This is a genomic window from Acetobacter conturbans, assembly GCF_011516755.1.
GTDB classification, from domain to species: Bacteria; Pseudomonadota; Alphaproteobacteria; order Acetobacterales; family Acetobacteraceae; genus Acetobacter; species Acetobacter conturbans.
Map to the genome: position 1 here is coordinate 20463 of NZ_WOSY01000009.1, position 22422 is coordinate 42884.

At 60.0% G+C, this 22422-nt stretch carries 20 protein-coding genes and 1 tRNA gene; 12 read left to right on the plus strand and 9 right to left on the minus strand.

The features are described from left to right. Positions 1 to 117 precede the first annotated feature (117 nt). The 4 genes from GOB81_RS10400 to GOB81_RS10415 all read left to right on the plus strand — a co-directional run bounded on the left by GOB81_RS10400 (position 118) and on the right by GOB81_RS10415 (position 4647). Entirely contained in the window at positions 118 to 1572 is a 1455-nt protein-coding gene (locus tag GOB81_RS10400) for a sodium:solute symporter (RefSeq protein WP_173570362.1), read from the plus strand. A 74-nt stretch (positions 1573 to 1646) separates the two neighbouring features. Then, positions 1647 to 1904 (plus strand): GNAT family N-acetyltransferase, encoded by a 258-nt coding sequence (locus tag GOB81_RS10405; RefSeq protein ID WP_173570363.1) that lies wholly within the window; start codon positions 1647 to 1649, stop codon positions 1902 to 1904. A gap of 114 nt (positions 1905 to 2018) precedes the next feature. Next, on the plus strand, positions 2019 to 3479 hold the full coding sequence (locus tag GOB81_RS10410; RefSeq protein WP_173570364.1) for a mannitol dehydrogenase family protein: 1461 nt from the start codon (positions 2019 to 2021) through the stop codon (positions 3477 to 3479). A 322-nt stretch (positions 3480 to 3801) separates the two neighbouring features. Continuing rightward, on the plus strand, positions 3802 to 4647 hold the full coding sequence (locus GOB81_RS10415) for a hypothetical protein (protein ID WP_173570365.1): 846 nt from the start codon (positions 3802 to 3804) through the stop codon (positions 4645 to 4647). Between the two features lie 127 nt (positions 4648 to 4774). Here GOB81_RS10415 and nagA read toward each other — a convergent pair whose 3' ends face one another. Continuing rightward, positions 4775 to 5884 (minus strand): N-acetylglucosamine-6-phosphate deacetylase, encoded by a 1110-nt coding sequence (gene nagA / locus GOB81_RS10420; protein ID WP_173570366.1) that lies wholly within the window; start codon positions 5882 to 5884, stop codon positions 4775 to 4777. A gap of 118 nt (positions 5885 to 6002) precedes the next feature. After that, the gene (locus tag GOB81_RS10425; RefSeq protein ID WP_173570367.1) at positions 6003 to 6452 is read right to left on the minus strand and encodes a hypothetical protein; all 450 of its coding nucleotides are present in this window, start codon (positions 6450 to 6452) and stop codon (positions 6003 to 6005) included. A 153-nt stretch (positions 6453 to 6605) separates the two neighbouring features. Here GOB81_RS10425 and guaA point away from each other — a divergent pair, with 153 nt between their 5' ends. Genes guaA through GOB81_RS10450 form a run of 5 tightly spaced genes read left to right on the plus strand, consistent with a single transcriptional unit; the run spans position 6606 to position 11005 of the window. After that, positions 6606 to 8207 carry a glutamine-hydrolyzing GMP synthase gene (gene guaA / locus GOB81_RS10430; RefSeq protein WP_173570368.1) on the plus strand — a complete coding sequence of 534 codons (1602 nt, stop codon included), beginning with the start codon at positions 6606 to 6608 and terminating at the stop codon, positions 8205 to 8207. A 60-nt stretch (positions 8208 to 8267) separates the two neighbouring features. After that, positions 8268 to 8498, plus strand: a complete 231-nt coding sequence (locus GOB81_RS10435) for a recombinase family protein (RefSeq protein WP_173570477.1) — start codon at positions 8268 to 8270, stop codon at positions 8496 to 8498. Between the two features lie 10 nt (positions 8499 to 8508). Beyond that, positions 8509 to 9573 carry a DNA cytosine methyltransferase gene (locus GOB81_RS10440; RefSeq protein ID WP_173570369.1) on the plus strand — a complete coding sequence of 355 codons (1065 nt, stop codon included), beginning with the start codon at positions 8509 to 8511 and terminating at the stop codon, positions 9571 to 9573. 7 nt (positions 9574 to 9580) lie between these two features. Next, positions 9581 to 10576 (plus strand): HNH endonuclease, encoded by a 996-nt coding sequence (locus GOB81_RS10445; RefSeq protein ID WP_173570370.1) that lies wholly within the window; start codon positions 9581 to 9583, stop codon positions 10574 to 10576. Beyond that, a complete protein-coding gene (locus GOB81_RS10450) occupies positions 10577 to 11005 on the plus strand; it encodes a very short patch repair endonuclease (protein WP_173570371.1) in 429 nt (142 codons plus the stop codon). 235 nt (positions 11006 to 11240) lie between these two features. Here GOB81_RS10450 and GOB81_RS10455 read toward each other — a convergent pair whose 3' ends face one another. The 7 genes from GOB81_RS10455 to ppa form a co-directional block, all read right to left on the minus strand. Beyond that, positions 11241 to 12425, minus strand: coding sequence for a DUF418 domain-containing protein (locus tag GOB81_RS10455; RefSeq protein WP_338421351.1), 1185 nt, complete (start codon positions 12423 to 12425; stop codon positions 11241 to 11243). A 17-nt stretch (positions 12426 to 12442) separates the two neighbouring features. Further along, positions 12443 to 13900 (minus strand): sulfotransferase, encoded by a 1458-nt coding sequence (locus GOB81_RS10460; RefSeq protein ID WP_173570372.1) that lies wholly within the window; start codon positions 13898 to 13900, stop codon positions 12443 to 12445. Between the two features lie 58 nt (positions 13901 to 13958). Further along, positions 13959 to 14210, minus strand: a complete 252-nt coding sequence (locus tag GOB81_RS10465) for a hypothetical protein (protein ID WP_173570373.1) — start codon at positions 14208 to 14210, stop codon at positions 13959 to 13961. Then, the gene (locus GOB81_RS10470; RefSeq protein WP_173570374.1) at positions 14201 to 15592 is read right to left on the minus strand and encodes an arylsulfotransferase family protein; all 1392 of its coding nucleotides are present in this window, start codon (positions 15590 to 15592) and stop codon (positions 14201 to 14203) included. The genes GOB81_RS10465 and GOB81_RS10470 overlap by 10 nt, the downstream gene beginning before the upstream one ends. Before the next feature lie 448 nt (positions 15593 to 16040). Further along, positions 16041 to 17015 carry an Lnb N-terminal periplasmic domain-containing protein gene (locus GOB81_RS10475; protein ID WP_173570375.1) on the minus strand — a complete coding sequence of 325 codons (975 nt, stop codon included), beginning with the start codon at positions 17013 to 17015 and terminating at the stop codon, positions 16041 to 16043. After that, positions 17012 to 18964 carry an esterase/lipase family protein gene (locus GOB81_RS10480; protein WP_173570376.1) on the minus strand — a complete coding sequence of 651 codons (1953 nt, stop codon included), beginning with the start codon at positions 18962 to 18964 and terminating at the stop codon, positions 17012 to 17014. Before GOB81_RS10480 ends, GOB81_RS10475 begins: the two co-directional genes overlap by 4 nt. A gap of 202 nt (positions 18965 to 19166) precedes the next feature. Beyond that, on the minus strand, positions 19167 to 19691 hold the full coding sequence (gene ppa / locus GOB81_RS10485) for an inorganic diphosphatase (RefSeq protein WP_173570377.1): 525 nt from the start codon (positions 19689 to 19691) through the stop codon (positions 19167 to 19169). Positions 19692 to 19824: 133 nt separating this feature from the next. Here ppa and GOB81_RS10490 point away from each other — a divergent pair. The 3 genes from GOB81_RS10490 (at position 19825) to GOB81_RS10500 (ending at position 22308) form a co-directional block, all read left to right on the plus strand. Further along, positions 19825 to 19898, plus strand: a tRNA-Ile gene (locus GOB81_RS10490). Positions 19899 to 19996: 98 nt separating this feature from the next. Continuing rightward, a complete protein-coding gene (gene ettA / locus GOB81_RS10495) occupies positions 19997 to 21676 on the plus strand; it encodes an energy-dependent translational throttle protein EttA (protein ID WP_173570378.1) in 1680 nt (559 codons plus the stop codon). A gap of 86 nt (positions 21677 to 21762) precedes the next feature. Further along, positions 21763 to 22308 carry a GNAT family N-acetyltransferase gene (locus GOB81_RS10500; RefSeq protein ID WP_173570379.1) on the plus strand — a complete coding sequence of 182 codons (546 nt, stop codon included), beginning with the start codon at positions 21763 to 21765 and terminating at the stop codon, positions 22306 to 22308. Positions 22309 to 22422: the final 114 nt, after the last annotated feature.

The window sequence follows — 22422 nt, forward strand, 5'->3', positions numbered from 1 at the left end:
GCAACGCAATCTCATTTGAAACAATCACTCGTCGGCGCGGTTTCCCTTTGTCTCCCGATCCGGCACAGTGAGAACCACCGTCAGCCCCGAGACGCCCGTGCCCCGTTTTCTCCGCCCATGACCAGCCTGCTCGATCCCGCCGTCATTCTTCTCTGGCTCACCGCCCTCACCCTCGGTTCGCTGCATCTTTCCGGCGCGGCCCCCTGGAGCCGCAGAAAGCCGCACTCTCCGGAAGATCTTCTAGACGCACACCGCAGCCTGCCCGCGTGGGCCATCTGCCTGTCGATCGTCGCCACGGAGACATCGACACTGACGGTCATCAGCGTCCCCGGCATCGCCTATGCACAGGGGATGGTCTTCGTGGGGCTTGGCGGCGGCTACCTGCTGGGCCGTATCGCCGTCGCCCGTTATCTCCTGCCGCTTTACATGCGCGGCGACCTCACCAGCGCCTACCAGTATCTCGCCCTGCGCTTCGGGCGACGGATGCAGCGCCTCGCCGCCGCGACGTTTCTCGTCACCCGCCTGCTGGCGGAGGCCGTGCGTCTGTTCGCCTCCACCCTGCCGATCTGCGCCCTCCTCGCCGCACGCGGCATTCCGCTGCCTCCCTTCACCGTGCTGCTCGGCCTGACCGCGCTGACCGCGCTCTACACGGCCATCGGCGGACTTCGCGCCGTTGTGTGGTCGGACACCGCCCAGTTCCTGCTTTACGCCTGCGGAGCCGCGCTCTGTGCAGCGCTTCTGTGGCAGCATCTCACACCGGAACAGATCGCCACCCTCCCCCACTCCGGCCACCTGCTGCCGTTCGCGTTCCACGCCCCCATACTGACCAGCCCCTACGCTCCGCTGACCGCCCTCGTCGGCGGAGCGGTGCTGGCGATGGCTTCGCACGGCACGGACCAGCTCATGGTGCAGCGCGTCCTCGCCGCCCGCTCCCTGGGCGATGCGCAACGCGCCATGATTGGCAGCGCCATCGTCGTAACGGTGCTGTTCGCCCTGCTTTCGCTTGTCGGCGTGTTTCTGTGGGCACGCTCCGGTGGCGCATCGCTTGCCGCGCTGGGCCTCAGTTCACCGGACGAACTGTTTCCCCACTTCATCGTCAATGAACTGCCGCCCGGCGTGTCCGGCCTGCTCGTGGCGGGGATCATCAGCGCCACGATGGGGTCGCTGTCCTCGGCTCTGAACGCGATGACAGGCTCAACTTTTGCCGATCTGCTCGGGACGACCCAGCCAGCCAGCCGCGCGGCGACATGGGGCGTCACCGCGCTGTGGGCAGGGGCGCTGATCGTGACCGCATGTGCATTCTCCGCCTCGGCGCAGTCCGTTCTTGTGTTCGGATTCCAGATCGCCGGCTATTCCTACGGCGCGGTGCTCGGAGCCTTTCTGCTCGGCCTGCTGTTTCCCCGGGTGACGGAAAAGGTGGCGATAATAGCCTTTTTCGTCACGATCCTCGTCATGGCGCTGCTGATCGGTTTCGTTCATCCCGGAGGGCACCCCATCGCCTTTCCGTGGCTTGTGCCGCTCGGCGTGGCGACAGGCATGCTGGTGGGTGTGCCCCTGAGCCGAAGAGAATAACGGCGCGGGATGGACCCGCACGGCCGAACTCAGGGTTTTTTCAGGAGTTCATATCCTCACAGCAGGAGGCACTCATGCAGATCCGTGACAACCAGACCGCCTATCGCCTTGAAACGGGAATGGACGGCCATATCGCATCGCTCGACTACGTTCTGGAAGGGCATACGCTGGTCATCCTGCACACCGACGTGCCCGATGCGCTGGGTGGGCGGGGCATCGGCTCGGCGCTTGTCCGACATGCCTGCGATATGGCCCGCGCTGCGGGGCTGACGGTTGCATCCCGCTGCTCTTTCGCGACGGAATGGATTAAGAAACATGATGGAAAGAATTGATTCTTTACCGTTCCATAACAAAAACACACCATGACTGTTTTGAAATTTCTCTTCTTTTCCTGTAAGAATACAGGAGAGAACATTATTTCATTGCCATGAGGACAGGAAACCAGCGTGATTACAAACAAGATTCTGAATGACCTCCCCAAGACGGTTCAGGGGCCTTCTTATGACCGCGACACCATAAAGAACGGCATCCTGCATTTCGGTGTGGGAAATTTCTTTCGTGCGCATGAGGCCTTCTATGTCGACCAGATCCTCCGGGATTCACCGGAATGGGGCATCATCGGAGTCGGTCTCACGCACGGCGACCGTTCAAAAAAGAAAGCCGATGAATTCATCAGTCAGGATTGCCTTTACTCCCTGACTGAAACGGCGCCCTCCGGCGATCGGTCCGTCCGTGTCATCGGCTGCCTGCGCGATTACCTTCTGGCTCCCGCCGATCCGGAAGCCGTGCTGGCGCATCTGGCCGATCCCGCGATCCGTATCGTTTCGATGACGATCACCGAAGGTGGTTACAATATCGATGAAAAAACCGGTGAATTCGATCTGTCGGATGCGGATGTCCAGAGCGACCTGAAGACGCCGGAAAAGCCTTCCACCGTTTTCGGTTACGTCGTGGAAGGGCTGCGCCGCCGCCGCGAGGCCGGACTTCCGGCATTTACGGTCATGTCCTGCGATAATCTCCGTCACAACGGCAACGTCGCCCGCAAGGCGTTTCTCGGTTACGCCAGAGCGCGCGATGCGGAACTAGAAAAATGGATCGAGGAAAACGCCACGTTCCCCAACAGCATGGTGGATCGTATCACGCCATCCGTCACGCCGGACATCCGCGCCAAACTGAACAGCGAGAATGGTCTCGATGACGATCTTCCTGTCATAGCAGAAGATTTTCACCAGTGGGTCATGGAGGATCACTTCGCGAACGGGCGGCCGCCGCTGGAAAAGGCCGGAGTGCAGTTCGTCGAGGATGTGACACCCTATGAGCAGGTGAAGATCCGCATGCTCAACGCCTCGCATATCATGCTGTGCTTCCCCGGCGTTCTCGTCGGTTATGAATATGTCGCACAGGCCGTGAAGGATGGCGATCTGCGCGGGAATGTCGAAGCGTTCCTGAACGAAGATGTCATCCCCACCCTCACGGCACCTGCGGGTCTCAGCCTTGAAGAGTATCGTGACAGTGTGCTGCATCGCTTTTCCAATGCGGCGATGGGCGATCAGACGCTCCGCATTGCAGGCGACGGCTGCTCGAAGATCCAGGTCTTCTGGACGGATACGGTCAGGAAGACTCTCGAAGGCAAGCGCGACATTGCCCGCATCGCGTTCGGCATGGCGGCCTATCTCGAAATGCTGCGCGGCGTGAACGAGAAGGGCGACCACTACACGCCCAACGAACCCACGTTCAGGGACGCCCAGTGGACGCTCGCAAAGTCTGACGACTTCACCTCGGCGCTGGAACTGCCCGCCTTCGATGCCTGGCGGGATCTGGACACCGCAGCTCTCGATCAGAAAGTGGTCGAAATCCGCAAGATCATTCGGGAAAAAGGGGTGAAGGTGGCGTTGCCTGCACGGTGATGTCGGGGGCTTTGCCCCCTACCCCACAAAGGGAGGCAGCCCCTTTGATCGCTTTTTTGTGGTTCTTGTATTGGTTATTGTCCGCTTTCGCCTCATTTGAGACAGCTTTCATTTTCTCAAAGCGGACTTGGTAGCATAGCGCACAAAGACTGGTCTCCCCCCTCCCGGGCGGTTCAGTCAGTGCATACCCCGGTAGGACTCAACACTCGATTCTTCGTTGTTTTTGTGTTTTTGAAAGAAAACATTTTTTGATATCCTTGCAGGTTTATTAATTATTTTCTTAAATAAATTTAGTTCGTTTTAGGAAATGGGATTTTGGATAATGCCACTTATCGTTGGGAATACATACAGCAGAAACGATATTGCTGATGAAATAGAATTAATGGATCTTGAGAGGGCAGGAAACTGGTTAACAGGTGTGAGTTTTTACCGGCAAGTCTATTATGTGTTTGTAAATATTGGAGCGGCGGGGCGATTTGGGCGCAACTATCAAAATATCTGGCAGGGAAACAGTCTAATTTGGCATCCTGCTCAAGATTGGAATTTAGAACAAAATAGACTAATAAATCTTATAAGTGGTAATTTTGCAGTAAATATTTTCTGGAGAATTAGAGATCGCGAAAAATTTACTTATGCGGGATCTGCAATTGCCTTAGAGGTATCTGCTGGACCTCCTATCGAGGTTGTGTGGGGGTTCTACCCGAATGTAAACGAATTTGTTGCTCCTCCGATTGCGGAAAATATTAATCTCCCTCCTGCGGCTGCATTCAGAAGAGGTCCTCCTCCCGCTTACGGGATAAACCGTGTTTTGAGAGAAGACGGGCCAACGAGTGTGTACCTTTTTAAAATGATCGGTCCAACGCATCATGTGTTCCCAGAAGTTCCGCAAGCTTCTTCAATCGTAAAGATAGGAATATCTAATTGTATTCCAAGAAGGCTTGTCGAGATGTCCTGCTCTTTTCCTCGTGGGTGCGCTTTAGGTTGGCAACATATTAATTCAGAATTATTTGAAAATGGAGACATTGCTTATCGGGTTGAACAGAAAATACTTGATGGTTTCTTAAATAATGGAGAATCTCTGGGGGGAGAATTTGCATTTATAAGCGTCGAGCGGGAGCAAGTCATAATAGAGCATATGGCCGCAGATCGGCGCGACAACCCATTTTGAATCGTCGCTGCGCTTTAGATCTCGAGTCGAAACGAACCGCTCTGGGATTGGCGAAGATGTCCGCTTCTGAAGGTTGCTGCCTGAAACCGGACCGACCTCTATCCCCCCCCCCCTTAACAGTCGTCCCTCACACCACCCTTTCCCCCCCCACAAACACCTCCGCCACATCAAACCCCTCCTCCATCAACACCAGATCGGCCCGCAGTCCCGGTGCGATACGGCCACGATCGTGCAGGCCGAGATAGGCGGCGGGACTGGTCGATGTGAGGCGGCTTGCGGCGGGAAGGGACACGCCGCCCACCGTCACGGCATTGCGCAAAGCGACATCGAGCGTCAGCACGCTGCCCGCAAGGGTGCCATCCGGCAGCCGCACCGCCCCGTCGCGAATGACCACATCCTGTCCGCCAAGCTGGCTCGGCCCTTCCGCCTGCCCTGCCCCGCGCATGGCGTCGGTCACGAACAGCAACCGCTCACCCATGACACGGGACGCCAGCCTGAAGGTGGCCGGATGGACATGGTGGGTGTCGAAAATCATCTCGGCGTAACCGGTATCGCCGCACATCAGCGCGGTGACCGGGCCCGGACGTCGGCTTTCGATGGGGGCCATGGCGTTGAACAGATGCGTGGCGCCCACGGTGCCTCCGGCCGCACACACACGGCAGATCGCCAGTTCCGCTTCTTCGTAGCCCGCGACGGTATGGCCGAGACTAACCCGGACACCGGCAGCCGCAAAGCTGCGTATGGCCGTATCGGCGTGGTCAAGCTCCGGTGCGAGCGTGACGACACGGACGATGCCGGTCTCCAGCGCTTCGCCCACACGGTCGGGCGTTGGCGGAATGGCGAAAGGCGGTTGCGCCCCCAGCTTGTGGGGGCTCACGAACGGCCCTTCCAGATGCGCGCCGTGGATGACCGGGCCGTTTTCGGGCCGTGCGTTCCGGGCCTCCGTAACCGCCCGCAGCGCATCCATCACATCCGGCCAGGGACTGGTGATGGTGGTGGGCAGGATGGTCGTGGTGCCATGAGTCAGGTGAAAGCGGGAAAGCCGGTGAATGGCCGCGACCCCGTCCATCGTGTCCGCGCCATCGCCACCATGAACATGCCCGTCGATGAATCCCGGCAGGATGATGCGTGATCCGGCTTCGGGTTCGGGCGTGATAGAGTGGATGCCGGTTTCATCGAATTCCACCGTGCCAGAGACGATGCGGTCCGGAAGGACGATCTGCCCGGTCAGTTTCATGAGTCACTCTTTTCCGGTGAAGGAGAGAATTGGGTCTTCCGTCCGGCATCCCGCCCGGAAGATACTTTTGAAAACCGTTTTCACCCCGGCGAAGGGCCAGACTGGTCCCCTGCCGCTATCAGTTGCCCATGAAATTCTTCCATGCGTTACCCTTGGGCCTTGTCAGCACGATGTGAGCCCGACAGTTCGGTGTGCCGAACACGCCGACGATCGTATCGCCTTCCGGGTGTCCATCGAACACCATAGGCAGAGGCTGACCTTTCATGTCCTTCAGCACGAGTTGCGCGTGAAAACGCTGGCTGGTCTTGTCCGGCTTGCCACGCAGGACCAGCGTTCCCGTGGCGGGCGCGAAGAAGAGGCGGTTAGCCTGCACCTGAAGCACGGACTCCCGCTGGGTGGGGCAGGTGCCCTTGTCCGTCACCAGCATGCCGCTCCAGTCACCTGTCGGATCATCCTGCGCATCACTGGCGGCAAGGGCAGGGCAGGCGGCGGCTCCGAGAGTGCCACCCACGAGGATGCACACACAGAGATGACGCGGCAGGAGACGGCGCAACAGGGGCAGACACATGAAACAGACCTCCGGCAGATGCGGCATTCGCGCGCCAGTCACCCGAACGCGAGGGAAACGGGTGACGTCGTCGCCTGCTCGTCCTATACCGCGCGCAAAGAATGCCGCAATGTAGCACACTGCACATCAATGCCCCGCTTCAAGGAGCCCGCCATGTCCGGTACCGATCAGGACGCCGCCACCCCCGCCCTCGATGCCTCCCTGCACGCCGACCGGATCCTGATCCTCGATTTCGGCTCACAGGTCACGCAGCTCATTGCCCGCCGCGTGCGCGAGAGCGGTGTTTACTGTGAGATCTGGCCGTTCACGGCGAACGAAGAGCGCATCCGCACCTTCGCGCCGCGCGGCATCATCCTGTCGGGCGGTCCCGCCAGCGTGCATGACGAAGGCGCGCCGGTCATTCCGGCAGTGGTGTTCGCGCTGAACGTGCCTGTTCTGGGCATCTGCTATGGTCAGCAGGCCATGTGCAACCAGCTTGGCGGCAAGGTCGAGGGCTCCGATCACCGCGAGTTCGGTCGCGCCTTCGTCGACATCACCGAGGACTGCGCCCTGTTCCGTGGCGCATGGGCGCGTGGGGGGCGCGAACAGGTCTGGATGAGCCACGGTGACCGCGTGACGCAGCTTCCGCCGGGCTTCCGCGCCGTGGCGACCTCCGAGGGTGCGCCGTTCGCCGTCATCGCCGATGAGGGACGCCGCATGTATGGCGTGCAGTTCCACCCGGAAGTGGTTCACACGCCGCATGGTGCAGCCCTGCTGAAAAACTTCACGCACAATGTCGCGGGCTGCACCGGCACCTGGACGATGGCCCGCTTCCGTGATGTCGAGATCGAGAAGATCCGCACACAGGTTGGCGCCAAGCGCGTGATCTGCGGCCTGTCGGGCGGTGTGGATTCTTCCGTTGCCGCCGTGCTGATCCATCAGGCCATCGGCGACCAGCTTACCTGCATCTTCGTCGATCACGGAATGCTCCGTGCGGGCGAGGCCGAGGACGTGGTCAAGACGTTCCGTGGTCAGTTCAACATCAAGCTGATCCATCGTGACGCTTCCGATCTGTTCCTTTCAGCGCTGGAAGGCATCACGGACCCGGAAATCAAGCGCAAGACGATCGGACGTCTCTTTATCGAGGTGTTCGAGGAGGAAGCCGCGAAGATCGGGGGAGCGGATTTCCTTGCCCAGGGCACGCTCTATCCGGACGTGATCGAGAGTGTCAGCTTCACGGGTGGTCCGTCCGTCACCATCAAGTCGCATCATAATGTCGGCGGTCTGCCCGATCGCATGAACATGAAGCTCGTCGAGCCGCTGCGCGAACTGTTCAAGGATGAAGTCCGCGATCTCGGTCGTGAACTGGATATCCCGGAAAACATCGTCGGGCGTCACCCGTTCCCCGGTCCGGGTCTGGCGATCCGCATCCCAAGCAGCTGCATCACCCGCGAGAAGCTGGACCTGCTGCGCAAAGCGGATGCGATCTATCTGGAAGAAATCCGCAATGCCGGTCTGTATGACGCCATCTGGCAGGCGTTCGCCGTGTTGCTGCCGGTGCGCACCGTCGGCGTGATGGGCGATGGCCGCACCTACGATCAGGCCGTGGCGCTCCGCGCTGTCACCAGCACGGACGGCATGACGGCCGATGTCTATCCGTTCGACATGGGATTCCTGAACCGCGTGGCAAGCCGCATCGTCAACGAAGTGCGCGGCGTCAACCGCGTGACGTATGACATCACGTCCAAGCCGCCGGGAACGATCGAGTGGGAGTGATCCCGCTTTGCGGTCGGCGCTGGATTACGTGAGGGCGCCCGACACGCTGGTGGTGTCGCCATCGACACGACGACGCCGAGAGGCTGGCTCGTCTATCAGATTTTCGCGGCTTTTGCGGAGTTTGAGCGCGCTTTGACGTTGGAACGCACCCGGGCGCGTCTTGCCGCCGCGAGGGCGCGCGGCCGTGTCGGCGGCCGACGTCCGGCACTTAGCCCGGCCGATATCCGCCGGGCTAAGGCCTTGCTAGCGGCCCCACTGATTACAGTGGAAGAAGTCGCGCGCCGGAGATAGGATTAAGTTTATGAAATGGAAGTTGATCGACCTATTTTCAGGCGCAGGCGGCATGTCGCTGGGCTTTACCGACGACCGATTCGGTGGAAGATTTGATCCGATCCTTGCGCTCGATAACGATCGAGCGGCCATTGCGACCCATAAGGCGAATTTCACCGGGGAAGCCGTGTGTGCGAATATCGAAGAGTGGTTGAGTCAGGCCGACGTCCCTCAGGCCGATATCGTCATCGGTGGGCCGCCATGCCAAGGTTTCAGCTTACTTAACAAGAAGCGGACCAACGATTCCCGGCGGTCGCTTTGGGAGCCCTATCTGGATATCGTCTGCCGTTCTGGCGCACGTCTCTTCGTTATGGAGAATGTGGCCGAGCTATTTCGCTCGCCCGAGTTGGTCGCAATCCGCAAGCAGGCGGCGAAGCTCGGGTTCAAGACCGAGGCCGCGATTCTCAACACAGCCGACTACGGCACCCCGCAGACCCGCAGGCGCACCATAGTGTTCGGTTGGAAGAGAGGCACGGCCGGATCACAATTTCCGCCGCTGCCTACCCATGCGGAGCCTAGGTCCAACTCCAATCGGCAGCCGTGGGTGACGGTGCGCGAGGTCATCAGCGATCTTCCCGAGCCGACTAGGCTGGAAATCGATGGACCAGCCCCGCTCGATATCCATATTCGGCGCTCCCCGACTGATAAGAGTCTTGCGCGCTATCGCGCTGTGCCTCCCGGTGGCAATCGGTTCGACCTACAGAGGAACGCGCCCGAGTTGACGCCGGATTGCTGGATCAGAAAAACGTCCGGTGGCACCGATCTGTTCGGGCGCCTGTGGTGGGATCGTCCCTCCGTCACCATCCGTACCGAGTTCTACAAGCCGGAAAAAGGCCGATATCTCCACCCCGAACAGGATCGGCCGATCACACACCGGGAGGCGGCTCGTCTAATGGGCTTCCCCGACGACTTTCGTTTCTGCGGAACGAAGGTCGAGGTTGCGCGTCAGATCGGCAACGCGGTGCCCCCTCCCTTCGCGGGCGCGCTCGCTCGCATGGCCATCGACGCACTTATGCCGATGAAGAAGTCGGCATAAGTCGGTAATGGCAAAGCTGGTTAAATTAGCGGCGGTTCCCCAGACTGAAGTCGATAAGCTGAAGGAGCTTCTCGACGGATTTCTGGACTTACAGGATACCCCTGAACTCCGAACCAAAGTTCGAAGCCTGATCCCTGTTATCCAGAGAATCAGGATGCTCGGATGCAGTCTCATTCCTTCGCATCTGGCACAATCCGCTCGAGATCGAATCATTGTTTATCTGAGACAATATCCCATGACGCTTATCGACGGCGACGAACTGTTGATCGTGTCAGGCATCGGAGAGTGGGCAAGGCGCGTTCGGGAGTTGCGCGTTCAGTTCGGATGGACGATTTGCAGCGGTGTCACCTTCAAGGACATGGTGCAGCAGGACCCGGAAAACGCCGCCGACATGGGGCAGCAACTTGACACCGACATATCGAAGATCAAACCCGACCAGTATGTTCTGGTAAGCGTCGACCAAGATCGCGACGCGGCGCACCGTTGGAACATACTAAACACCATCCGTAAAAAGAAGGTCGGGGTTAAGGAAAAAATTCTTGAATATTTCAGGGAAAATGTCGGGAAGCCTATCTCGATCGAAGAGTTAAAATATCTCGCCGGAAAAGCAAACGAATGGCCGCGCCGGGTGCGCGAGCTGAGAACCGAAAGCGGATGGCCTATCCTAACCAGGATGCAGGGGCGAGACGATTTGCCGGTGGGCACCTATGTTCTGGACGAGGACAAGCAGGCCCCCGAGCATGATCGCAAAATCCCCGATGACGTCCGCATCGCCGTTCTAGAAAGAGACGATTTTAAGTGCGTGGTCTGCGGGTGGGATCGCAGCATGTTGCAGCCGCACGATCCGCGCAAGTCCTTGGAGTTGCACCACCTGATCGAGCATAAGAACAAAGGCCAGAACACTTTGGAGAACCTTGTCACCATCTGCAACGTCCATCACGACCACGTGCATGCCGGTCGCCTCGCTTGGAATGGGACGACATGGGTAAAGGTTCAGCGTTGAATGGATTACCTTACGCCTGACCAGCGTAGCGCCAACATGGGCCGCGTGCGAGGTAAGGACACCCAACCAGAGCTGGCGGTTCGGCGGGCTCTGCACGCAATGGGCTATCGATTTCGCCTACATCGCCGTGACCTTCCCGGCACTCCCGATATAGTACTCCCTCGGTACCGCCTGGTGTTGTTCGTCCATGGCTGTTTCTGGCACCGTCACGCAGACTGCCCGCGCTGCACCACCCCCCGGACACGGCGGGAATTCTGGGAAGCTAAGTTCGCTGCCAATGTAGAGCGGGACCGCAGACATACCGCAGCCCTCGAGGCGGACGGATGGACGGTGCGGGTGCTGTGGGAATGCAAGCTTCGACCAACGGCGCAGCTTCAAGAGACCTTGAGCGGGATCGTCGACGACGGTGTCCGGGCAACAGGCGTATAGGTGTTTAATCCCGGAATTGGATGGTGCAAAAACTAACGGCGAATGGAAATGGTATTTTCTTGGGCCTCGGTGATTATACTTTTTATATCATATTGATTTAAATTGTTATTTTTATCTCATCAATAATCGAGTGGGAGTGGGGGAGCTCTCCCTTTACCGCTTTGCCTGACAAAAAGCCCCGGTTAATCCGGGGCTTTTCCGTTTCTGTCAGAAGTGAACAGCCTGACCACCACCCTCACACAGAAACATCCACAGGTCTTCGATAAAGGGTCCGCCACAGTTTTTCGGCGGGTCCCGGCCAGCCGTGACGGCACCACAACGCCGCGCCCATGGCCTGTGCCAGCACAAGAACCAGCGCCAGCATCATGAGGGGACCATAGCTCGCCGCCCCATAAAATCGTGGCAGCAGAACAAGGCTGAAACGCGCCAGCAATGACTGACCGAGATAGGCGCTCAGCGCCAGCCGTCCCACGGGTGCCAGCGCACGTTGCGGCAACCGCATGCGATCCACCAGCCATAACCAGCCCAGAGCGCCCAGAGGTGCGACAAGCAATCTCACGGTAACGGCGAAGAAGTTCAGATCAGGGGCGGGCAGGTGGCTCCATGAGGGCAGAAATCCCGCCTGCATAAGCGCGAAGGGCAGGGACGCACACGCCGCTCCGGCTCCTCCGAAGAAAAACCATCCTGCCTTGCGACGGGACGAGCAGGACAGCATGTAATCCGCCCGATAAAGCCCCATGCCGATCAGCATCAGAGGTCCGCTTGTCAGCATCACCGATGGTAGCGAAAGAGGGAGTGCGGTGAGCCAGTCTCCCGCGTTTTCCTTCAGAAGTGCTGTGAGAGCCGAGAAAACATGCTCCGGCAACAGCGATCCGCTCAGTTCTTGCGAAGGGCGTGCACTGGCCGCCACATGGCCACCACGGCACAGCGCGATCAGCCCATCCATGCGCAACAACAGCACACCCGCGAGATAACTCGCCCCTCCGACACTCAGCAGGCGACGCGCCGACCAGCCCCGGCACGGTCGCAATACCAGCCCGGTAAGGGCGTAGGGCAGCAGGATATCGCCCCACCATAGCAAGGCGCCGTGGAGCACGCCGAACAGCGCCAGCCAGCAGAGCCGTCGGTTCAGGCGGGTATTAGCCACCGGATCACGGCCATCGCCGCCAACCCACAGCATGGAAAGGCCGAACAGCAGGGAGAACAGCGCAACAAACCGCCCCTGCATGACAGTCTGTTCCATCACCCACACAAGACGGCTGGCGAGGGACTGAAAATGGGGAAGCGTTTCGGCCTGGCTCATCGGGGCCGCGAAGCCGGGGGCATTGCACAATCCTATGCCCAGAACCCCCAGCCCTCGCGCCCCATCAATGGCCACATAGCGGGAGATTCGCCCGTCATGCACGGGATCTGTCGCCACAGGCCCCATGATGTCGTCTAGCCGACGGAAAGCAGACTGTGGACGCACAGCGTACGGGCACGCAGGGCGGCGTGGATGGCCTCCGCTGCTTCCAGCACATGCGGACTGGCTCCATTCACGGGGCGCGAAGGGGCCGCATGAAGGCTACTCAGGTCCCAGAGAGCAGGGAGGGCCAGCAGTTCGGTCAGCGGTGCGGCAAAGGCCGGAGCATTCGCGCAGATGGCGTCGAAATCGACGAATATCTGACGCGCATGAACGGTCTCGGGCTGATTGAGCAGCGCCGCATACACGCTGACCCACAACTGAAGCCAGTAATCGATACCGCTACGGTCGCCGCCCGGCGGAGGATGACCGGGGAAAAGGAAGGGGCGCTGGTCTCCCCCGAATTCATAATGCCCCAGCCAGCGCATGAAATCACGACGGAAGGGATCGTCTTCGGCGAGTTTCAGGGCCAGCGCGTGCTGGCGGCGCAACGACTCAGCCTGTTGCAGGGGCGCACGAAAGGGATGAGCCAGCACAGCCTGCGGAAACGCTTCGATCAGCGCGGGCAGGCGCAGCACATTGGCGTTGTTCTTGGAGAGGTAACGCGCCCCGCCGTAACGACGCCGGATCAGTCCGACATAATCGCGAAAAGCCCCGACTGTTTCGTCGGTGGGGGGCACCGGCGAGAGCCCTTGAGGTCCGACATAGCGCGCACCCTCGAAATGACGCCAGAAGACTTCTTCAATGGCCTCGGCACTGTCGAGATCATGGAAGATACCGTCTCCATGCCCGCGCTCGGACCGTTCCACCTGCCGTTTGAAACCGGCGGAAAGTTTGGCCCAGCTATTGGGAGCCAGAGGAAACGGCAGGTCACGGTAGGTCAGGGACGCCATGCCATACTGTTCATGCAACAGGCGCGTCAGGATGGTCGTACCCGCCCGCGCGAGGCCGGTGACAAAGAGGGGGCCGGGCTGAAGCTTCTCGTCTTTCCACGGCTTGTAGCGTGCGCGCTCGATGTCGAAAGTGATCTCCAGCATCGCACGGTTGCCCAGCGCTACACGCTGCAGGGTGCGTTCGAACGCACCCCCTTTGTCGCCCTCGGCGCCCCCACTCCTGACTGCCGCTTTGCGGAACCGACGACGCGTGAAGAGATAGATGAGCGAAATCGCCAGAAGCGCCAGTCGCACCGTCCAGTTCGTATAGGCGTGCGCGAACCCGTAGGGCCACCATGCATCCACCGCCATGGCCACCACGAACGGGCTGGCGACCACCGCGATCAGTCCCAGTCCGCGCAGGGAGTGCACCATGAGGCGGCCTGACATCAGCCGCATCGCACGCTCCTTGGCCCATTCGGACACATGGCGACGCATGAGCAGCCGCGTGGCGCGCTGGCCCTCCCGGCTCACGCGGGCGAGGCAATGCAGGACACCCGTGGCCCAGACCAGTTCAATCGAGGCGAGCGTGGCCAGCACCAGCACGACGATGCCGATCAACCCCGCAGCCCCCTGTGTGCCTCAGTTCCGTGCGGATGAAGGGCGGCGGGTCCGTGCGTCACGATTGCGGCGTGGAGCGCTGGCCATTCGCCGGAGCCACAGCGCCACCGCGCATCCGCCGCACCATCCGCTTGAACGGATACCAGACGACCGAAACGATCGCGAGCAGCACGGCGCCCACGATACCGAGCGCGCTGCCAATCGCGCCGAGCCCCAGACCGGGCCCCATATAGGCCAGAGCGGGCGTCGGTCCGGCGATGAGCAGGGCAAAGGCCCCCAGACGACACAGAGCAGGCGTGTTCAGTTGCATTTTACATCTTTCGCTAGAGTGATCGCACCGAGGTCACTGGCCGGATCCACATAGCGGCTCCACCGCAGTTGCAGTCGGCGCATGGATGGGGTGGCCGCTGTGTAACGCCAGCGCACCGTACCGTCGGGCGCGACCCGCATCAGCCGCCCCCGTTCCGTTTCCTCGATCATGAAATCCCCGTTAGGGAGCGGAGTGGCGCGCCCCTGCGCCCGCGTGCGGACCCGCAGCTTCTTCATCGCAGCGTCGAGAGGATAGCTGGCGGTGTCGGTGGCGAAATCATAGATCGCAACGCGATTGAAACCGTCCACCTCGCCTTCGGGGTAAGCGACGCGCCAGTTGTTATCGAAGACGGCGATCCGGTGATCGTCGACAATGCTGACATCATGCTGCAGGGCCCAGAAACCCGTCCGCCACCACACCACCTTGCCGGTGGACGGACGATAGAGCAGGATGAGCGACATGTTGCGCAGGCTGATAAAGAGGTCGCCGGCCTGCCAGTAAGGCCCCGATTTCAGAACGGGCTGCACATCGTTGAGATGGAACGGATCGTCCGTGTAGGGGCGACCACGCCAGAGCCAGCCGAGCTGGTTGCCATCGAGAATATCCGCGATGCGCATCTTGTAGAGCACCTTGCCCTCCGGGCTCACCTTCATGATGCTCTCGTCGTTGAACAGCGGCCCCACATCGGGGACTTTCGCCCGAGGCTCCCGGAAGGCCGCCCAGAGATTTCCATCCGCATCCAGCTCAAGCGAATGATGGAAGATCCCGTCGACCATCCACTTGAGATGTCCACAGGCATCATAACGGGCCAGCGGCGAGCTGTCATGGATGACGAGTCCCCCGTCGGGCATGAGCAGGGGATGCATCATGAGATTGGTCTGGGCGTTCCGGTCGCGCTTGAGATCTATCAGGGGTGACACAAAGGTGGACCGCACATTCATCGCATGGATATCGGGGGCATACTGATGGATGACCTTGCCATCCCGAAGATGGATCAGCCGCACCACTGAACGCTTCAGATTTTCATCGAAAGCCCGGACCAGCACATAGCCGTCATCGATAAAAGGCTGATCCGGGTTCAGCCACAATCCCTCCGGGCGCGGCCGATAGTGAGCGGGCGCATAACCACGGGGAATCTTCGTGATGCTTTTGACCGTCCTCTTCAGAACGAAAGGAACATTGGCCAGACCAAGCACGGTCTCCTGCAACAGCTTCTGCCGGGGAGGCTGCAAAACAAGCGCACCAAAAATGATCGTCACTACCAGCCCGACCATGATGGTCAGTATCAGGAGCCATAGCGGAACCTGACGAAACATGGCCCGTTCCATCCGACCGGGCAATGCGACGCGTTCCGTATATTTTTCGTCGACAGGACGCTGCAAGACGACACCTTGAATACAAGTCAGGCGCTATGCCGCTGCCATCCATCATCAGGGCGAACGGCACTCACGAAAACAGATTTCACCGTTTGACCGATGAATGTTACAATTAAGTTTCATGTTTGTTGCAAATTGATTTTTGATTATGACTACATAATCTTTGGCAACATACGAAATATGCGCGTGAATTGGCGAATATACGAAAAACTATATTGGCCATTTCCGTGATGGCCTAATTAAGATTGAGAATTAATCCGCATTGCGCCGTCATTTCTTCGGTCTGAGATCAGAAGCCCCGCGCCCCGGCAATGAAATGCTACCATTATCTTCTAACGTTTACGCGAGCAGGCATCCAGAGGCCGCACCGAAGCCGCGGGAATGCCTCCTTCCCTCCCCGAAAACAGCGTCGGATGTCACAGGCACCCACGGCAGCCAAAGCCGGGCAACGCCCCTATTCCTGCGGAATCCCCTGACGGATTTCCCACGAATAAGCCGCATCCGGCTGCGCGCCTGCCGGTCTGTGGATACGGCTCATCTCTTTCAACCGGGGGAAATCATATTTCCGGTCCAGAAAGCCGAGGTCATAGGCAAGAGAAGCAGTGTAGCCGCTCAACAGTACCCGCCAGTCGAGACGGTAGCGCCAGCGCGCCTGAGCCCGTTGCAGGATGCCGGTGGTGCAGTTGTCCGTCAGCGTGTTGTACCATTGGGGCGTCGTGTTCAGACCGTGAATTTCGGAAAGATAACTGAGGAACAGGCGCCGGGCCGTCTCAGGCGAAAGTGTGAGACGATAGAGATAGACGCGCTCCTTCCGCACATCGGTCCGCACGCCGATCAGGTCCCGCTCGTCCGCAGTGACGTAGAACAGTTCGTAATGATGGAAGAATCCGGCAATCGTGGAATAGGAAAACCGCTTCTGTCGCCGTGTTTCGATTGAAATCGCCAGATGACGACCATCATTGAAAGCAAACGAAAGAAACACATGGGCAATGGCCTCGCCTGCCCAGTAGGAGGTGACGAGATCGACGCCGGAGAGAGCGTCCAGATCGTAATCGGCGTCGTAATAGGCCGGGGTGTAATCGTTCTCCGTCCTGTAAGTGAAGTTCCGGACATGCCGGAGGTGCGCGACAGACCCCGCGATCACCGCATCGGCAGGAACAGCATATTCCCCGGCCCACTCCCGGTCATTGCGCGGTGGATCTGTGAGATACCACCCCCAGAAAGCCAGCAGTAGCCCGGAACACCCCACACGGCGGATCGTCTTCCCTCTCCACAGCATGCAGCCGCAAAATGTCAGCGGAAACAGAACAGTCAGCCCAAGACGGACCCAGTCGGGCTGGAGGGTTGAATAAAAGAAGGCCGCGCCACCAAACAGCGCCATGAAAAGAGACACGGCACGCAGGAACCACTGCCTCCCTGTGCCAGTCATTTCCAAGGCCTTTGGGTGGGCACATACTGACCGCCGATGCGGATGATATTGCGCTTCTCGATGCCGTCCGGCGGCGGGCTGTCACCGGGCACCGGCGTGATCTGCGCAAAAAGAATCCGGCGCACTTCGGAAATGGTCACGGCATTGGACTGGGTAGAATGATCCGAATGATGGACGACCAGCTCAGAGTTTACATACGGCACATGCGCGCTCTCATACCGGACAATGCCATCCGTCTGATCCGCCAGCGGACCATCGCCCAGAACGGGAATGATGGAGTGCGCCTCCACATCGGGCGCGACCTCGATCGCCGCCAGTGATTTGATGAAACGGCTCTGCGGCGACATGCCGTATACGCTCCCGACCCGCCAGGGACTCATGTCCAGACGCAGAGCCGCATTGTCGGCGACCAGCTGGTTTGTCACATGCGTGACGGTCAGCGGAAACGTCATCATGCGCCCGAGAAAGCGGGAGATGGAAAGCGTGGCGAGAAAACTGCCGTGCTGGGGTGTGGAAATGAACACCACGTTCCTGATTTCCGGCATGGGAGCTGGAAAAAGCGCTTCCCTGAGCAGATCGCGGGTTGGAGCGGACAAGGAAAGCTGGTCCAGAGGCGTGGAAATGATGCCATTCCACAGACGGTCTCCGGCATTGATCACCAGCATCTTGGCCAGAAGACCGCCCTGACTGTGCCCCACCACCGTGATGTGCCCGAGGGCCGGGTCGGCCGCTACGCCGCCCAGATTGCTGATGGCCTCCGTCAGAGACTCACGGAGCTGCATGGCGGAATAGGGGATGGGATTCCCCGTTCCGTAGGAAAAGACCCAGAACTCGAAATGGCGACGGATTTCGGAGTCCGACAGCAGGTCATTGATCATGTTGGCCCAGCGGGCCGGGCTGGAGGCGGTGCCATGCACCAGCACGACAGGCATCCGACCCGGCTTATGGGGCTCGATGGCGGCAAGCTGAAGCCGCCTGTGATTGTCAAAATAGCTGCCGTTCAGGAAGTCCGTATATTCGGCGGCCCAGTCTATGGAGTCACTGAGGCTGATCGAACGGGCGACGGTCGGATCATATTGCAGAGGCACCCGGTCGCCATCTTCGGTGAGCGAGGCAGCGTTGTCGTTGGCCGTCAGCACGAGGTGCCCGGAAATATGGTCGGACAGAACCTGCTCGCGGGAATGGGGAATTTCCATGAACAGATCGACCGGCACGCGCACCTTGTCGGTCACCTGAAAGGACTGGACCTCCCCCGCATTCATTTTCGGCACCGCTGCCAGCGGCTCGCCCAGACCCGCCTGCGTGTAGATATTGTTCAGGCCTTTGACATCCAGCCGGGCAGTCGGGCGGAAATCCGTCAGCGTGTGACCGTGCCAGTTGAGGTCGGCAGGCCGGGCGGTCAGTTCCAGCGTGCCTATGGGCAGCGTCCAGTTCTGGGACTCCACATGCGCCGGCGTGCCGAAAGCTTCCGTGAGCGACAGCATGTACATGTCGCAGGCCTGACGGAAGCGTTCGTCATAGGGGCTGGGCCGTTCGTCCGGCGAGGCATCGGGGGCGAGATAGGCATAGGCGTAGAGCGCCGCCATCATGAAGCGGGCGCGGTCATGCTGCTGGCGGGCGACCAGATAATCCAGTTCCGCCAGAGCAAAGAGCTGGGAGAAGAAATCCGGCGCATAAAAGCCGGTCTGGGTGGCTATGCGGAGCGAGGCGATCGCTTTTTCGGGATGGCTTTTCCACTCCGCCAGAAGATTCTGGCGTTGCAGAACCGTGCGTGTCGAGGTGCTGAGACGATCATAGCCCAGCGCCGTGACGTTCCGCTCATGGTAGGCGTCGATCAGACTGAGACGCTGGATCGAGACCGGGGAGCAGGCGGAAAGCACTGTCAGAACCGTCGCGACAACAAGGCCCTGACCCAATCCTCGCCGGACTGTCCGTCTGGTCTTCCCCATGAAAAACACCGCCCCTTCGCTGTCACGGGCACACCCTATCCCCCCGAGCCCTGACCGCAAGGGGATGTCTGGCAACCCGCAGATTCCCCTGAAATCGGTGATCTGTCGGAAAGAAGAACGTTGATCTAACTGTCCCAAACAGGAAACGCCCTGCCTCCCATCGGGAAGCAGGGCGTTCAGACAACCTGTAACGTGAAGAAAATTACTTCTTCGCGGCCTCAAGGGAAGCCTTGATGATCTCACCGGCGCGGGCCTTGTCGCCCCAGCCGGTGACCTTCACCCACTTGCCCTTTTCAAGGTCTTTGTAGCGCGTGAAGAAGTGCTCGATTTCCTGGAGCAGGATTTCGGGCAGATCCTCGATCTTCTCGACCTTGGAGAACTGCGGATGGATCTTGTCGTGTGGCACGCACAGGATCTTCTCGTCCTGTCCGGCTTCATCTTCCATCAGCAGCACGCCGATCGGACGGGCGCGGATCACGCAACCCGGCACGACATTGCGCGGCGTCAGAACCATGGCGTCGGCCGGGTCGCCATCGGCGGCCAGCGTGTTGGGGATGAAGCCATAGGCTGCCGGATAGGCCATCGGCGTGAAAAGGAAGCGATCGACGAACAGCGCGCCGCTCTCCTTGTCGATCTCATACTTGACGGAAGACCCCTGCGGGATCTCGATCACGACGTTGATGTCGTTCGGCACGTCCTTGCCGGGGGAAAGTTTGGAGACGTCCATGCGTCCTGCTCCATCTTGATAAATCGCGCCGGGAGCCTATCCGTGAGACGGCCCCTTGCCAAGGTATAGAGAGAGTAATGCAACTCGACCCTTGCAAAAAGGCTTGGGTTGCGCGAATTGATGGGCCGCCTGCGCGCCCGTAGCTCAATTGGTTAGAGCGGGCCGCTCATAACGGCTTGGTTGCGGGTTCAAGTCCTGCCGGGCGCAGGTATCTCCATCGGCGGGGTTACAGGCCCGCCCGGTGTCCCTACCCCGCAGACCGTCTCCGGTCCGGTCCTTCCATTACTGTCACGGAGTTTCGTCTCATGGCGCCATATCAATATGTCTATGTGATGAAGGACCTGACCAAGTCCTATCCGGGCGGTCGCGAGGTGTTCAAGGGTATTACCCTGTCCTTCATGCCGGGCGCCAAGATCGGTGTTCTCGGCGTCAACGGCGCCGGTAAATCGACCCTGCTCAAGATCATGGCGGGGATCGACAAGGAATATGGTGGCGAGGCCTGGGGAGCCGAAGGCGTAAAGGTCGGCTACCTTGAGCAGGAGCCGAAACTCGACCCGAAACTGACGGTCGGTGAGAATGCCGCCCTCGGTTTTGGCGACCTGAAGAAGGCCGTGGACCGTTTCAACGACATCTCCGCCCGGTTCGCCGAGCCGATGGACGAGGACGAGATGACCACCCTCCTCGCCGAGCAGGCCGATCTTCAGGAAAAGATCGACGCCGGTGATGGCTGGGAACTGGACCGCAAGCTCGAGATCGCGCTCGACGCGCTGCGCTGCCCGCCCGCCGACAGCCCCGTGGACAAGCTTTCCGGTGGTGAGCGTCGCCGTGTGGCCCTGTGCCGCCTGCTGCTTGAAAAGCCCGGCCTGCTGCTGCTTGACGAACCGACCAACCATCTCGATGCCGAGAGCGTGGCATGGCTCGAAAAGACGCTGCGCGACTATGAAGGCACCGTCATGGTCATCACCCATGACCGTTACTTCCTCGACAACGTGACCAACTGGATTCTCGAAATCGAGCGCGGTCGCGGCTATCCGTTCGAAGGCAACTATTCCTCCTGGCTGACGCAGAAGCGCAAGCGTCTGGCACAGGAAGAAAAGGAAGAAAGCGGTCGCCAGCGTGCTCTTGCGGCCGAGCAGGAATGGATCAGTTCCAGCCCGAAGGCCCGTCAGGCCAAGAGCAAGGCCCGTATCACCAAGTACGAAGAGCTGCTGGCCAAGAGCAACGAGAAGGCGAATGGCACGGCGGATATCGTCATCACCCCCGGCCCGCGTCTGGGCAACGTGGTGATCGATGCCGAGGATCTGACCAAAGGCTTCGGCGACCATCTGCTGATCGACAAGCTGAATCTCAAGCTGCCCCCGGGCGGGATCGTCGGTGTGATCGGGCCGAACGGCGCGGGTAAGTCCACGCTGTTCAAGATGATCACCGGGCAGGAGCAGCCGGATAGCGGCAAGCTGATCGTCGGCGACACCGTGAAGCTTGGCTATGTCGATCAGTCCCGCGACAGCCTTGATGACAACAAGAACGTCTGGGAAGAAATTTCCGGCGGCACGGACGTCATCTATCTCGGCAAGCGTGCCGTTCCGTCCCGGGCCTATGTCGGTGCGTTCAACTTCAAGGGCGCTGACCAGCAGAAGAAGGTCGGCATCCTTTCCGGTGGTGAGCGTAACCGCGTCCATCTTGCGAAGATGCTTCGCAAGGAAAGCAACGTCATCCTGCTCGATGAGCCGACCAACGATCTCGACGTCGATACGCTGCGCGCGCTGGAAGATGCGCTCGCCGAGTATCCCGGTTGCGCCGTGATCATCTCCCATGATCGCTGGTTCCTCGACCGTCTTGCCACGCATATCCTCGCCTTCGAAGGGGACAGCCATGTCGAATGGTTCGAGGGGAACTTCCAGGCTTACGAAGAAGACAAGAAGCGCCGTCTGGGCGACGCTTCCGTCGAGCCGAGCCGCATCAAATATCGCCCACTGGCGCGCTGATTCCTGCCGTTCCGGGTGCGCGCCTCGCTTACCCGGAACAGGCTTGTTGACGGGCTGTCCGGTTTCGGACCCTAAATAGCCCGCTCATGAGTCTCCACATCCTCCGTACAGCCCGTCTCACGCTGACACCCGTTTCATGGCGTGACATGAACGACATCGCCCACCTCAAGGCTGATGGTGGTGCGTTCGCCATGATGCTGGGCGGTGTGCGCAACCGCCAGCAGGCGGAAGCGGAGATGGTGTCCGACATCACCTTCTGGGCAAAACACGGCACCGGCATGTTCGCCATCCGTGAGAATGGTCGGCTGATCGGCGTCACGGGCGTGCATGAACGCCCGGACGGACGCGGCGTGGCGCTGCGGTTCGCCATTTATCCGTGGGCATCGGGCCGGGGGCTCGCCCGGGAGGCAGCGGCGGCGGCCTTGCGCCATGCTCACGCGGCGGGGTTCCGACGTGTGGTGGCAGTGGCGCGCGACACCAACATCGCCTCCCGCAAGGTGCTCGGCGGCATCGGCATGCGAGTGTGCGAGCAGTTCATGCGAAGCGGCAACAACATGCTGGTGTTCGAGAGTGTGGCGGCCACCGATACAGCAAACTCCCCTGACAGCCGAAAAGATACGCAGTTTCTTTGAGTGCGGCTCTGTTCGAAGGATACCGGGATAGTGTGGTCCGGGAGCAGCGCTGAGTTTTAACCGCTGACGATTTCTGCGTGAGTTTCAATAAAACAGAGTCCAGAGGCAGTCGCC

Coding starts and splice junctions, on each gene's coding strand:
- guaA (WP_173570368.1), top strand. CDS start 6,606: ATGTCCGGTACCGATCAGGACGCCGCCACCCCCGCCCTCGATGCCTCC.
- GOB81_RS10480 (WP_173570376.1), bottom strand. CDS start 18,964: ATGGGGAAGACCAGACGGACAGTCCGGCGAGGATTGGGTCAGGGCCTT.
- GOB81_RS10450 (WP_173570371.1), top strand. CDS start 10,577: ATGGATTACCTTACGCCTGACCAGCGTAGCGCCAACATGGGCCGCGTG.
- ettA (WP_173570378.1), top strand. CDS start 19,997: ATGGCGCCATATCAATATGTCTATGTGATGAAGGACCTGACCAAGTCC.
- GOB81_RS10465 (WP_173570373.1), bottom strand. CDS start 14,210: ATGCAACTGAACACGCCTGCTCTGTGTCGTCTGGGGGCCTTTGCCCTG.
- GOB81_RS10415 (WP_173570365.1), top strand. CDS start 3,802: ATGCCACTTATCGTTGGGAATACATACAGCAGAAACGATATTGCTGAT.
- GOB81_RS10445 (WP_173570370.1), top strand. CDS start 9,581: ATGGCAAAGCTGGTTAAATTAGCGGCGGTTCCCCAGACTGAAGTCGAT.
- GOB81_RS10440 (WP_173570369.1), top strand. CDS start 8,509: ATGAAATGGAAGTTGATCGACCTATTTTCAGGCGCAGGCGGCATGTCG.
- GOB81_RS10405 (WP_173570363.1), top strand. CDS start 1,647: ATGCAGATCCGTGACAACCAGACCGCCTATCGCCTTGAAACGGGAATG.
- GOB81_RS10475 (WP_173570375.1), bottom strand. CDS start 17,015: ATGACTGGCACAGGGAGGCAGTGGTTCCTGCGTGCCGTGTCTCTTTTC.
- GOB81_RS10425 (WP_173570367.1), bottom strand. CDS start 6,452: ATGTGTCTGCCCCTGTTGCGCCGTCTCCTGCCGCGTCATCTCTGTGTG.
- nagA (WP_173570366.1), bottom strand. CDS start 5,884: ATGAAACTGACCGGGCAGATCGTCCTTCCGGACCGCATCGTCTCTGGC.
- GOB81_RS10500 (WP_173570379.1), top strand. CDS start 21,763: ATGAGTCTCCACATCCTCCGTACAGCCCGTCTCACGCTGACACCCGTT.
- GOB81_RS10400 (WP_173570362.1), top strand. CDS start 118: ATGACCAGCCTGCTCGATCCCGCCGTCATTCTTCTCTGGCTCACCGCC.
- ppa (WP_173570377.1), bottom strand. CDS start 19,691: ATGGACGTCTCCAAACTTTCCCCCGGCAAGGACGTGCCGAACGACATC.